This is a genomic window from Corynebacterium sp. CCUG 71335 (genome assembly GCF_024454075.1).
GTDB lineage: Bacteria > Actinomycetota > Actinomycetes > Mycobacteriales > Mycobacteriaceae > Corynebacterium > Corynebacterium genitalium.
This window is the reverse complement of the sequence record NZ_JAGPYY010000015.1, coordinates 1-12120: the sequence shown is the minus strand read 5'-3', so window position 1 is coordinate 12120 and position 12120 is coordinate 1. Positions and strand designations below refer to the sequence as shown.

The window sequence follows — 12120 nt, the reverse complement described above, 5'->3', positions numbered from 1 at the left end:
GCAGCCCGGCCCGGCCGCAACTAAGAGGGTTTGACTCCGATTCTGAATCGGGGGTCAGACCCTCTTAGTCATTCTCTTCACAGTCGAAGCAGTTGGGAGCTGCAGTTTCTGTTACCAGCCGGGTGTGCCCGGACCCTGGTACGGCGGCTGCTGGTACGGCGGCTGCTGGTACGGCTGGCCCGGGTAGGGCTGGCTAGGATACGGCTGGCTCGGGTAAGGCGCCGGATACGGGGAATCAGGGTATGCAGACGGGTACGGGTGGGCCGGATAAGCCGGGTAGGAACCAGCCGGGTACATGGGATCGCCGTAGGGCGGCTGCATCCCGCGCGCGACGCCGTACGTGGGGACGTAAGGGTAGTCGGAGCGGATCAGCTGGTAAATGCGGGCAAATGCCAAAGACTCGGCCGGGTAGGTGACAAACAGCGACAGGTTGAGCGTGAACAAGGAAAGCACCGAGTTGATGATGCGCAGCAGAGTGATCGACCCCAGAACCGTCCAGTAGCACCCTTTGAGGTCCTTGAAGACCCGGCCAAAGGCCTCGAATGGGTTCGCTGCCCTATCGATGACGTACACCGGCACCAGAACGACCACCGGGTACACCAGGAACGCGAGCACTACAGCAGCAATGCCGAGGAGAACGGTGAAGGCCGGGTGGACGTCGAAAAGCAGGGCCGCTCCGGCGATAGGCAGACCGACAACGATCACCCCGAAACAGGCGGTCAAGAAGTACGCCACCACCGCCCCGATGATCGGCAAACCAGTGAATGCGTTGGACCAGCGGGCTCCTTCGCCGGCGACATCGCGGAGAGCAACGCGGGTGCGTGCGACCTGCCACCACAACCAGATGAAGCCGAGAACAGCGACGAAAACGAGCGCCTTAATGAGGTCTTCGTTGGTCACGATCTCCTCGTCGGAGAGAACCCCCGTGACCCCACCCATGATCAACGTGGCGATGACAATAGCCGTGAAGATGAGGTTGATCCCGGCGTAGACGAGAAAATTGTCGAATACCCGCTTGAACCCGAACCCGATCGGCTCGGTGACTGTCACCGTGGTCATCTTGGCTCCTTCATACCTGCTGCTAAGAGATGAAAAGCGTGCCGCCCAGCACCATTGTTAGATGCAGGCGGCACGCTGAGGGTTACACCCGGGTGAGCTTTAGTACATGCTCATGTAGCCGCTGGGGGACTCAGGGTGCTGCGGACCGGCCGGCTGGTCGCGGTGTGCGCTGATCCAGCGGTAGATGAAGACGTAGCAGAGGGCCTGGAGCGCTGGAAGAGCGAACATGCCGAACCCGATCGTTACGATTGCGAATGCACTGCAAGCGATGCTGATGAGGAAGAGTGAAACCACGATCAGCAGGAAGTGGGGCTTAGCATCCTCCCATGCCATCTTGAAGGCACCGACAGCGTTGGTGCGGCCGTCGTACACGTAGAACGGCGCCAGGTTGAGAACTGGAGCAGCGGCGATCATTGCTGCGATCATGAGCAGGAAGACGATGATGCCCAGCGCGACGTGTACCTCAGATAAGAAGATCATGAGCAGCGCGAAGACGACATAGATCACAAACACAGCCAATCCGAGAAGGACGTGGACCAAGATGACCTGGCCCCATCGGATGTTCTTGAACAGGTTGCCCCAGCTCGGTTCTTCACCGCGGCTGTCGCGCAATGCAGTGTTGTACAGCACGATGTACATCACGAACATGATGGCTATCATGACCAGGTACCCGGCGATGATCCCGAAGGGATGCTCCTCCGCCAGGTTGTAGTTCGGGCTGCCAGCATTGGGGTCGTTGGTCGCCGCCGCGATCACCGGAACAATGATGAGGAGCAGCGCAACGATCGAGGCGATCATCATTAGCACCGTGAAGCCGATGTATACGTGCCAGTTCTTGCTGAACAGGCGCTTGAACGCGAACGGAATAGACTCGACGATCGGCAGCGAGCCGCCGGTGGGCTGCAGCGGGCGGCCCGACTCGGAAACGTTCGGGTCATTCTCTGGGTGCTGGAAACCCGGCCCCGGAGCGTAGGCCTGACCGTAGGAGTTCTGTCCGTAGCCGTCCTGACCCGGCGTCTGTCCATACGCGCCGTATCCGGATCCAGCCTGGTCGTAGCCGGAGCCGGACTGGCCATAACCGTTCTGGCCAGACTGGCCGTAGGAAGAGTCTCCGTAGCCGGAGTTCGAGGTGGAACCGAACTGGTCGGAGCCGGACTGACCGTAAGCGCTGGAGCCACCCTGGCCATAGGAGCCCTCTCCGTAGGAGCTGGAACCGGACTGCCCATAGCTGCTCTGGCCATAGGAGCTGGAGCCGGACTGGCCGTAGCCGTTCTGGCCGGATTGGCCGTAACCACCCTGCCCGTAGGAGGTGGAACCGGTCGAGTCAGCGGGGTTCTGGTTGTTGGAATTGCTGCTGTTGTTTCCGTAGCCGCCGCCGAAAGGATTGTTGTCCTGACCGCCGAACGGGTTATTTGGATCATTGGGGTTGGTCATAAGGGCTATCATATTGTGTTGGCGAAAATATGCGAGTTCAAGCGAAGCATTGTTCAGCCATTATTCAGATTGCATCAAGGGGGTAGACAGCGCTTAACGTGCCCCGTTGCATGAACACGCCGCCGCGAGATGAACCAGGTTTAAGATGGATGGCGTGAGTAATCAGCCGTACCCTAAGCCCCCGGCCCGCGACCTTCGCCTGTCTGACGCGGAGCGTGCGGACGCGTTGGCCCAGCTGACCTACGCGTACGGCGAGGGCCGCTTGGATCCGGAGGAGTACGACAAGCGGTGCGATGCCGCTACCCAGGCCGCCACCCACCGTGACCTGGAACCGCTGTTCCGGGACCTCCCCACGCAGCAGCAGTCTCAGGAGATAGAGGCATACCAGCAGTACCAGCCGGCGCACGGCCAGGAACTCGACGTCTATACCCGCCACGAGATTGCGACTGCCCGCAAGAGTGGCCAGAACATCCGCCTCGGCATGTTCGGCCTGGGCACGCTGCTGTCGCTCAGCGGCGGCATCGTGCTGGCGGAAACTGTCGCACCGTTATGGGCGATGATGCCAGTCTTCATTGTTCCGACGCTGTTCATCCTCCTCTACATCATGAAGGTCGGCCCGGATAGCTGGTACACCCCAAGTCCGGCACAGCTTGAGCGCAAGCGACTCAGGGATATGAGGACGGCCCGCCGGCTGGAGGAGGAACGTCGTAAAGCTTTGCGTGCAGCGCAGCGCGACCAGCTCACTGGCGACGTGATGGGCTACGCGCAAGACACGATTAACCGCTTCAAGCGGTGAAAACCGCGGCGAATTCTCAATAGAATGGCCCCATGAGCGACGACACCAATGAGAACCCCCAGCGCAAACCTTTGAAGAAACACCGCCATTTTGATCAGGCGGACAAGCTCAAGAACGTGGCCTATGACCTGCGTGGACCGGTCGCGGCGACGGCGGAGGAAATGGAGCGCGACGGCCACAACATCCTCAAGCTGAACACGGGCAACCCCGGCATCTTCGGTTTCGATGCTCCCGATGTAATCATGCGCGACATCATCGCCAACTTGCCGCACTCGCAGGCGTACTCGACGTCGAAGGGCATTATTCCGGCGCGGCGAGCCGTGGTCACGCGCTACGAGGAGATCGACGGTTTCCCAGAATTCGATATTGACGACGTGTACTTGGGCAACGGGGTCAGCGAGCTGATCAACATGGTCACGCAGGCATTGCTTAACGACGGAGACGAGGTCCTCATCCCGTCTCCCGATTACCCGCTGTGGACAGCGGCGACGTCGTTAAGCGGCGGCACTCCCGTGCACTACATCTGCGACGAGGAAGACGACTGGAACCCCTCGCTCGAGGACATTCGCTCCAAGGTGAACGACCGCACCAAGGCGATCGTGGTGATCAACCCGAACAACCCCACGGGTGCTGTGTACTCGCGCGAGATCCTCGAGGGCATCGCGGATATCGCCCGCGAGCACGAGCTCATGGTGCTTGCCGACGAGATCTACGACCGCGTCCTGTACGACGGCGCCAAGCACATTTCCATGGCGGAGGTCGCCCCTGACCTGGTCACCTGCACCTTCAATGGCCTGTCGAAGGCGTACCGGGTGTGCGGTTACCGCGCCGGCTGGATGATGATTACCGGCCCGAAGCGCCGCGCCACCGGATTCGTCGAGGGCCTGGATCTGCTCGCCGGCACGCGCCTGTGCTCCAACGTGCCAGGCCAGCACGCGATCCAGGTCGCGCTCGGCGGCCGGCAGTCCATTTTCAGTCTCACCGGTGAAGGCGGCCGACTCAAGGAACAGCGCGACATCACCATCAAGAAGCTGCGGGAAATCCCCGGCGTCTCTGTCGTCGAACCGAAGGGTGCGCTCTACGCCTTCCCGAAGATCGACACCGAGATGTACCACATCTACGACGACGAACGCTTCATGCTCGACCTGCTCAAGAGCGAAAAGATCCTCATGGTCGGCGGCTCCGGCTTCAACTACCCCAAACCGGACCACTTCCGCGTGGTCACGCTGCCGTGGGCGTCCCAGCTGGAGAACGCCATAGAACGGCTGGGCAACTTCCTCAGCGACTACCACCAGCACTAAGGAGCGTGGGGGCTAGGGGGCACCGATAAGCGACAACGTCTATTGCCCGCCCCCTGACCTTTATTGGCGCGTGAGACTCTTCTTGATCTGCTCCGGGTACAAGGTGATCGTCGGCATACCCAGCAAACCAAGGCCCGCAGCCAGCAGACCGAACGGCAGCAACCACAGTAGAGCATCGCGCGAGTTCCCCGACGGTTTCGGCTCAGTCGGCTTGTTCGGCGTGCCCGTATTGCTCGGCTCTTCCGGCTCCTCCGTTTTCGGGTAGGAAGCCTGGATAGTGAACTTGTGCTCAGAACCGTCTTTACGCTTGTAGGCGAGTTCAGCCCGGGAGATCCTACCGCCGAAGTTCGGATTCGGGAAGAAAGTGATCTCACCCGTAGCGCTGTCAATAATCCAGCGACCCTGGCCCGGAACTTTCATTTCACGCATGTCCGGGGTGATCTCCGGCTGGAGGTCGACACCGCCAACACCGGTGAACTTCAGGGAGCCTGTTTCCATCTCCGGCACGTCCACCTGCACAGAGAACGGGTTGTCCGTCGGTGCAGTGACCTTGATAACGGAATCGCTGATCTCGAGGCTGTTGCCGTCCAAGGTCGTAGTGATCGGAGCCGGCGTCAGCGTGGTAGTGACGGGATCCGGAGTCGCCGTTGCCGGTTCAGGCGTGACCGTGACGGTGGGAGAAACACGCGGCGTCACAGTCACGGTGACCGGGTTCGGGGTCACCGTCACCGGCGGCACTGCCACAGTGACGGGCGTGCCGCTGACCGTCGTGACCACGTCCGGCACCGTCGCGGTGATGGCCTCCGGAGTGGCAGTGACCGCCGTCGGTTCACCCGTGACGTTCACCGTTGTGGTGATCGGGGCAGGCGTCACCGTGACCGGGCTGGGCGAAATGGTCTCCGTCATCGGCGCGGGGAACTGCGTAATCGTTGCCTGCGGCGGGGTCGTCGTGACCGTGACCTGGTACGTCGACTTCGACGTCACGGTCGTGGTGACGGTCTTTTCAACCGTTGTCGGAACACCGCCCACGGTGGTGGGGACCGCAGTAGTCACAGTGGTCGGAACTTCGGTGGTGACCGTCTCCGTCACCGGCGGCAACGTCGTCGTGTTCGTCGCCGTAGTCTGGCCCGTCACCGACACCTGGTAGGTGGTGGATTCCTTCGCGCCGGTCTTCGTCATTGCTTCCACAGTGACGGTACCGGGGGTTCCGCGGTAGTTGTCGGCAGGCTCGAACGTGACCACGCCGGTGGTCGGGACGATAGTGTAGGTGCCCTCGTTCCTCGTCAGAACGTTGTCCGCAGCATCCGCAAGCGAGTACGCGATAGTCCAGTCGCTCGGGAAGGACGGGAACATCTCCCTGCCCGACTTCGACTTCTGCGGCTGGTTTGCATCGCCAGTGCTTGTCGACGGCGACGTCTTCACAGCCTTGTACTCACCCAGCACCGTGCCCGGCTCCGAGCGCACACCCTCAGCGTTGGCCACGGTGTAATCGACCGGGTCCGGGGTGCCGTAGAAACCGTCGACAGGCGTGAACGTGAAAACGCCCTCACGGTCAACGGACCAGGCACCCTGGTTGGGGATAGTCTTCGTTTTGCCGCTGCTGTCCGCGTCAGCACCGTCGATCTGAACGGAGCCCGGGACCATACCCCTGCCGTACTTCGGAGCCGCAGTGAGCTTCTCCCCCACCTCGCCGGTGGCGGACACAGGCCGCAGGATCATGTTCGTCGTCGACACAATCGGCCGGTAGTGACCGTCCGCAGGGCGGGGCTGGCCATTCGCAGTCTTCAGATTCGTGATGCGCACGCCGACAGCCGGAGCAGCGCCCGTGAAGGACGGTTCCGGAGTGAATGTGACCTCACCGGTGTTCTTGTTGATGCTGTACCGGCCGACATTCGCAATCTGCAGCGAAGTATCTTGCGTGACCAGCTCACCATCAGGGGTGACCAGGCCGTACGTGAACTCGCCGTACCACGACCTCGGGTAACCCGGGAACATCTTCTGGGCGGTCAGGCCCCAGTCGCCCTTACCGTTGTCCGTGGACTTCTGAGCTTTGCCCTGCTCCTCGATCGTCGTCGCCAGCGTTCCGTCCTGCACGTCGTACCGCACGGAAAGGGTAGCCCTGCCCGCGGGAACACCGTGCTCGTTCTTCGCGGTGTACTGGATCGGCGTGGGGTTGCCCACGAAACCGAGCTGAGGAGCGAAGGTCACCGAGCCGTTGCGGTTGACCTTCCACGTGCCCTCGCCGTCGACCGTCAGCTCGCGCCCGACGTCTTGACCGGTGGCATTGATCAGGGTCACCGAGGATTTATCGATCGCCGCCTGCCCGCTGGACTGCGCGAAATCAGGATTCAGCGTGACGTCGCGTCCGGCCAGTTCATTCGCTTCCGCGTTGTTCAGGCCGACCGTCGGCTTGACGACGCTCGGCGTGTAAAGGGTGGTGACCTCCCCATACGAAGCATTATTCGGGTTGATTGTGTGCGCCGGCCGAGTCTGCCCGTACGCCATGACGCGGCGGTTCTTCCCGATCGTATTCGTGGTCATGTTGCTGACGACGACGCGAACCGGTGCCGCCGACTTCTGCGTGATGTTCGCATCCTTGACCTCGGCATCCGAGAAGAAGGTCGGGCTCGGCGTGAAGGACACCTCACCAGTGTCCGGATTGATCGAGTACTTACCTTCGCTGGTGTTCAGCTCGGTGGTGATGTGGCCGAGGTAATTGGCGGCAGCGTCAGTCTTGTAGTCAAGAGCGCCGTCGACCTTGCCTGCGACCGCGTCCTGCCTATCTACCTGGAAGGCGTACTTCGGTGTGAACCCGGACCAGCCCATGCCGTCTTTCACACCATTGAAGCCAGCAGATGCCTGGGCAGTCTGCGTGGCACCGAAAGCGCCCGTGGATGTCAGATCCGTCGTGCCTTTGCCCGGCAGGTCAACGGTGGCGTAGTGGTACTCCTTTCTGAGCTTCGATTTAAAGGGATCGATCTGGATCGGCAGCGGCGGGGCGTAACCGATGTACCCCGGAGCGGGAGTCCAGTTGACGGAGAACACTTCATTGAATTCGGAGGTGTATGACCACTCGCCCAGCGGGGTTGCAAGCCTGTTCGAGCCGTTGAACGGCACCGGGCGATCGAGACCGGAGAAGACGTTCTTGTAGTCCGTCTTATCTTGCTTGCTCCAGATGGTCAGCGGCACTGAGCTGCCCCAGTTGCCGTACTTGCCTGTCTTAGCCTTTTCCTTCGAAATTGCGTCGAGGCTTAAAAACATTCCGCTGAACTGATTTTCATTCTTTACCGCACCCCACGGCACGTTTTGCGGAGCTTGGTCGTTGTAGTGCTGGCCGTTTACGTACCGGTTTTCCGCTGAAGCAACAGGAAGCGCGCCCCAATCGGGGACAACTACCTGGACAGTGGACAATCCAATAATGGCGACCGTGGCGGCGCTGACGGCGCGCTTGGTAACGGAAATGCGCAGGCCAGAGGGCTGCACAGAGCTAAGGGAGGTCATTGGGAGGATTCGCCTAACGTTTCTGTACTGATTAACCAACGAAAGACTACCTGCAACACAGAATGTTGTAAACAATCCTGAATAAAAATGCTTCCCCCCTCGAACGGACCTCCGTTAGAGGGTGCGGCCGAGCGCCCAGAGCTGCCAGCCGGCGGCCTGCCAGGCGTCGACGGGGAGGACGTTGCGCCCGTCGATAAGCCGCTTTTCCGCAACGAGCCCACCGGCGTGAGCTGGGTCGAGCTCCTTGAAGTCCTGCCATTCGGTGGCGAGGATGACCAGCTCAGCGTCGGTGAGGGCATCATCAAGCGACGCGGCGTAATCGAGCGTCGGGAAGACCTTGCGCGCGTTGTCCATGGCCTGCGGGTCGTAGACGCGCACGGCGGCACCGGAGAGATTGAGCTGGCCGGCGACGGCAAGGGCCGGCGAGTCGCGGACATCGTCGGAGTTCGGCTTGAACGCCGCGCCGAGGACCGTGATCCGCTTGCCGATCAGTGAGCCGAGAATCTCCCGCGACAGATCGATCACGCGCTCGCGGCGGCGCATATTGATCGCGTCGACCTCGCGCAGGAACGTCAGCGCCTGATCGGCGCCGACCTCCCCGGCGCGAGCCATGAAGGCGCGAATGTCCTTCGGCAGGCAGCCGCCGCCGAAGCCCAGGCCGGCACCGAGGAACTTACGGCCAATGCGGTCGTCGTGGCCAATGGCGTCGGCAAGCTGCGTGACATCCGCGCCGACATTCTCACAGACCTCTGACACGGCGTTGATGAAGCTGATCTTCGTGGCCAGGAACGCGTTCGCTGAGACTTTCACCAGCTCAGCAGTCTGCAGATCCGAGACGATGAACGGGGTGTCGTTGTTCAGCGGCTCCGCGTACACCTCGCGGGCGACAGCTTCTGCCGTCGATGTTCCTTTGTTTTGGGTGTTCACACCCAAAACAATGCGGTCCGGGGTGATCGTGTCCTGCACGGCGTAGCCCTCACGGAGGAACTCCGGGTTCCACGCGATCTCCACGCTGGCGCCCTTGCCCGCCTGCTCGGCGAGCCTGTCCGCGCGCCCCTGGAGTGCCGCCGCCGTGCCGACGGGAACGGTCGACTTGCCCAGGATCACGTGCTCACCCTCAAGGTGCGGCACGAGACTATCGACGACAGCCTCCACATAGGTCGTATCCGCCGCATAGGACCCGCGCTGCTGCGGAGTGCCCACTCCGATGAAGTGGACGTTGGCGAACTGAGCGGCTTCTTCGTAGTCCGTGGTAAAGCTCAGACGCCCATTGGAAATGTTGCGCTCCAGCACCTCCGGAAGCCCCGGCTCGAAGAACGGCACCCTGCCATTCTTCAGAGCGTCGATCTTCGCCTGGTCAACATCAATCCCCAGCACCTCGTGCCCCAGCTCCGCCATGCAGGCGGCGTGAGTTGCTCCGAGGTAACCAGTACCAATAACAGTCATGCGCATGGGGGCCATTATGCCCACTCAGCACGCATGTAAAAGGCTTTCACGGTTAAGCCTTGTCTAATAAGTAATGAACAAAGCGACCCAGAGGCTTAGTTGACGCTTTCGTCCTCGTTCTCGTACGAGCGCGGCTCCTGACGCTGTGCCGGCTCAATGCCGTCGTTCCAGGATGCGTTCTCGTTGTAGCCCTCCGCCTTATCGACGGTACGGACAGCCGGGTTCGTACCGTCCTCGTTCACCGTGTCCGGGTGGGTGAAGTCCTTCTCTTCGCCGTTGTCGCGGGTCTCGCTGTTGTTGTCGCGGCGGCGCTCCTGGCACTGCTGGCACGCGCAGTCGCCGTGGTCCGGAACACCACCCTCATTGCGGTGCGCGCCCTCATTGCGGTGCGCGCCCTGCTCACCGGCGTGGCCATGGCAGTGGCACTCACCGGGAGGGCAGTCGCAGGTCTTGTGGTGGTCGCAAGTGCAGCCTTCACCGTGGTTACCGCAGGTGCAGCCCTGGCCATCCGCGTGAACGTCCTTCACGCCCAGGTCAACCGGCTCGGACTTGACCACGCGGCCGTCGTCAAGCGTGCGCTCGTCGCGCAGGTGCGTGTCCACGCTGCCGTCGCGCCGCACACCGTGCTCCTCAGTGGAGGTGTCACGTGCAGAGTCGTGCAGGTCCTCGTTGCGGCGATCAGTGTCGGCGTAGCTACGGTCCGGTGCGTTATCTGCGTTGTCAATGTCACCGGTGCGGTTCTCGGAATCGAATGGGCTGGTCATGATGTCACTCCTAAATGTTGGTTCATCCGGTTTCCCCTAGCGAAAATGTTTTTCGTTGGTGAAAACCTCTTGAAAACCACGGTAGTGACAGATTGACCTCCGCGCTGTGACGGAGGCCCGCTGTGACCAAATTGTGAGGTTATGCGAACCCCTAGGCGCCAAACATCAAACAAGCGGCCCCAGAAGAGACCGCTTGTTTGAAATCCTATACGGGTGATTCCCGCGCTGTACTGTGGATTATAACGGTTGATCGGGCGGCACTGCAAGGGGGGGGACGTTGAAGAAACGCATAGCGGATGACGTAATAAGCCGGATCCCGGCACCCAGGTTCGCAACCTATTTGGCAGAGACCGACTCTGGGCAAGGACCAAACCCCTACACAGCCTTGGATCTCTACCTATGGAACATCGAAGCGGCGGCTGCAGTTACCAGCACGACATCGATTGTGGAAGTAGCCCTACGCGACTGCATCGACCAGCAGCTGAGGATATGGAACCAGGAAAAAATCGGCACCAAGGATTGGATTACAAAGCCAGCGGTTCCGTTATCGCACATCGTCAGGAGCACTCCACCACGCTCATGGCGCCCTACTACCAAGCGGCCCCTGTATAAATACTGGTGGGAAACCAAAGCACGTGAAAGGTGCACTAAAGATAACCCCAACCACGATGACCTAGTCGCGGCTCTATCATTCGGCACCTGGTTACAGCTCATCCCGAAACCGCCCTCCTTAAACGGCCAGCGTTCGGGCCCTCGCGTCGACCTTTGGGAGGACGCTCTCAGCCAAGGCTTCAAAGCGTCGGCTTACCAGGCCTACACATGGGCTGAAACCTTGAGGCAAGCACGAAACCGGGCCTCGCACCTTGAACCGCTCCTCAATCTGCAGCAGCTGCGTCACTGGCACCGAGTTTCAAGCCGGCTTCTCAATAGCCTTTGGCCCGAGGCACACGTGCTAGTTAGCGGCCCAGCCCGTATACCTCGGGTAATCCAGCGCTATCCCTTGGTTACCGGAAGTTGAGGTACGCCTTCGACGGCGTCGGCCCCCGCTGGCCTTGGTACTTCGACCCGAGCTTCGACGAACCGTAAGGGGTTTCGGCTGCGGACGACATCTTGAACAGCGCGAGCTGCCCCACCTTCATGCCCGGCCACAATGTGATCGGCAGGTTGGCCACATTCGACAGTTCCAAGGTGATGTGGCCGGAAAAGCCCGGATCAATGAAGCCTGCGGTGGAGTGGGTGAGCAGGCCCAGCCGGCCCAGGGAGCTTTTGCCTTCGAGGCGGCCGGCGAGGTCGTCGGGAAGCGAGAAGGTTTCCAGCGTCGCCGCGAGCACGAACTCGCCCGGGTGCAGCACGAACGGCTCGCCCTCTTCCACCTCGACCATGGTGGTCAGATCCGGCATCTCCTGTTTCGGGTCGATGTGCGTGTACTTCGAGTTGTTGAACACGCGGAACAGGTTGTCCATGCGCACGTCGATACTGCTGGGCTGGATGTTCGCCTCATCGAAGGGGTCGATACCCAGGCGGCCGTCGCTGATGGCTGTCGTGATGTCGCGGTCTGAAAGAAGCACGGCTTCATTCTAGATGCGGGCGTTTTTCGTGGGGCACGGTGGCGGTGCTACGATTGAGCCTGCTTCACATCAGGCACCATTTAGCCTGGTAGAAAGCATGCCGGCGTAGTTTAGTGGTAGAACATCAGCTTCCCAAGCTGAGAGTGCGAGTTCGATTCTCGTCGCCGGCTCCACTGTCATCAGTCGCGACATTGTTGACAGATGAGTCGCGACATGGTGGACAAACCGGCGTCTTGGTGTTTATTTTTTCC

The 12120-nt window shown here is 61.0% G+C and carries 8 protein-coding genes and 1 tRNA gene; 3 read left to right on the top strand and 6 right to left on the bottom strand.

Going from position 1 to position 12120, the window contains the following annotated elements; all coding sequences use genetic code 11:
- Positions 1 to 111 precede the first annotated feature (111 nt).
- Together KBX19_RS10135 and KBX19_RS10130 are read right to left on the bottom strand one after the other, a co-directional pair.
- Positions 112 to 1059, bottom strand: coding sequence for a hypothetical protein (locus tag KBX19_RS10135; RefSeq protein ID WP_255998794.1), 948 nt, complete (start codon positions 1057 to 1059; stop codon positions 112 to 114).
- A gap of 99 nt (positions 1060 to 1158) precedes the next feature.
- Positions 1159 to 2493 carry a hypothetical protein gene (locus tag KBX19_RS10130; protein WP_255998861.1) on the bottom strand — a complete coding sequence of 445 codons (1335 nt, stop codon included), beginning with the start codon at positions 2491 to 2493 and terminating at the stop codon, positions 1159 to 1161.
- 154 nt (positions 2494 to 2647) lie between these two features.
- Between KBX19_RS10130 and KBX19_RS10125 the strand changes: the two genes are divergently transcribed.
- The gene (locus tag KBX19_RS10125; protein WP_198002214.1) at positions 2648 to 3289 is read left to right on the top strand and encodes a DUF1707 domain-containing protein; all 642 of its coding nucleotides are present in this window, start codon (positions 2648 to 2650) and stop codon (positions 3287 to 3289) included.
- A 32-nt stretch (positions 3290 to 3321) separates the two neighbouring features.
- On the top strand, positions 3322 to 4590 hold the full coding sequence (locus KBX19_RS10120) for a pyridoxal phosphate-dependent aminotransferase (RefSeq protein ID WP_255998793.1): 1269 nt from the start codon (positions 3322 to 3324) through the stop codon (positions 4588 to 4590).
- A 60-nt stretch (positions 4591 to 4650) separates the two neighbouring features.
- On the opposite strand, the gene KBX19_RS10115 is transcribed toward KBX19_RS10120, so the two are convergent.
- From KBX19_RS10115 to dcd, 4 genes are all read right to left on the bottom strand, one after another.
- Entirely contained in the window at positions 4651 to 8091 is a 3441-nt protein-coding gene (locus KBX19_RS10115) for a hypothetical protein (protein ID WP_255998791.1), read from the bottom strand.
- 114 nt (positions 8092 to 8205) lie between these two features.
- Positions 8206 to 9543, bottom strand: a complete 1338-nt coding sequence (locus KBX19_RS10110) for a UDP-glucose/GDP-mannose dehydrogenase family protein (RefSeq protein ID WP_255998790.1) — start codon at positions 9541 to 9543, stop codon at positions 8206 to 8208.
- An 89-nt stretch (positions 9544 to 9632) separates the two neighbouring features.
- A complete protein-coding gene (locus KBX19_RS10105) occupies positions 9633 to 10301 on the bottom strand; it encodes a hypothetical protein (RefSeq protein ID WP_255998788.1) in 669 nt (222 codons plus the stop codon).
- Between the two features lie 1004 nt (positions 10302 to 11305).
- Positions 11306 to 11869 carry a dCTP deaminase gene (dcd, locus tag KBX19_RS10100; RefSeq protein WP_255995112.1) on the bottom strand — a complete coding sequence of 188 codons (564 nt, stop codon included), beginning with the start codon at positions 11867 to 11869 and terminating at the stop codon, positions 11306 to 11308.
- 99 nt (positions 11870 to 11968) lie between these two features.
- On the opposite strand from dcd, the gene KBX19_RS10095 reads away from it, so the two are divergent.
- A tRNA-Gly gene (locus KBX19_RS10095) sits at positions 11969 to 12042 on the top strand.
- Positions 12043 to 12120: the final 78 nt, after the last annotated feature.

Excerpts from the sequence above, each read along its gene's own strand:
- KBX19_RS10115 (WP_255998791.1), bottom strand. The coding sequence starts at position 8,091 with ATGACCTCCCTTAGCTCTGTGCAGCCCTCTGGCCTGCGCATTTCCGTT.
- KBX19_RS10135 (WP_255998794.1), bottom strand. The coding sequence starts at position 1,059 with ATGACCACGGTGACAGTCACCGAGCCGATCGGGTTCGGGTTCAAGCGG.
- KBX19_RS10130 (WP_255998861.1), bottom strand. The coding sequence starts at position 2,493 with ATGACCAACCCCAATGATCCAAATAACCCGTTCGGCGGTCAGGACAAC.
- KBX19_RS10120 (WP_255998793.1), top strand. The coding sequence starts at position 3,322 with ATGAGCGACGACACCAATGAGAACCCCCAGCGCAAACCTTTGAAGAAA.
- KBX19_RS10110 (WP_255998790.1), bottom strand. The coding sequence starts at position 9,543 with ATGCGCATGACTGTTATTGGTACTGGTTACCTCGGAGCAACTCACGCC.
- KBX19_RS10105 (WP_255998788.1), bottom strand. The coding sequence starts at position 10,301 with ATGACCAGCCCATTCGATTCCGAGAACCGCACCGGTGACATTGACAAC.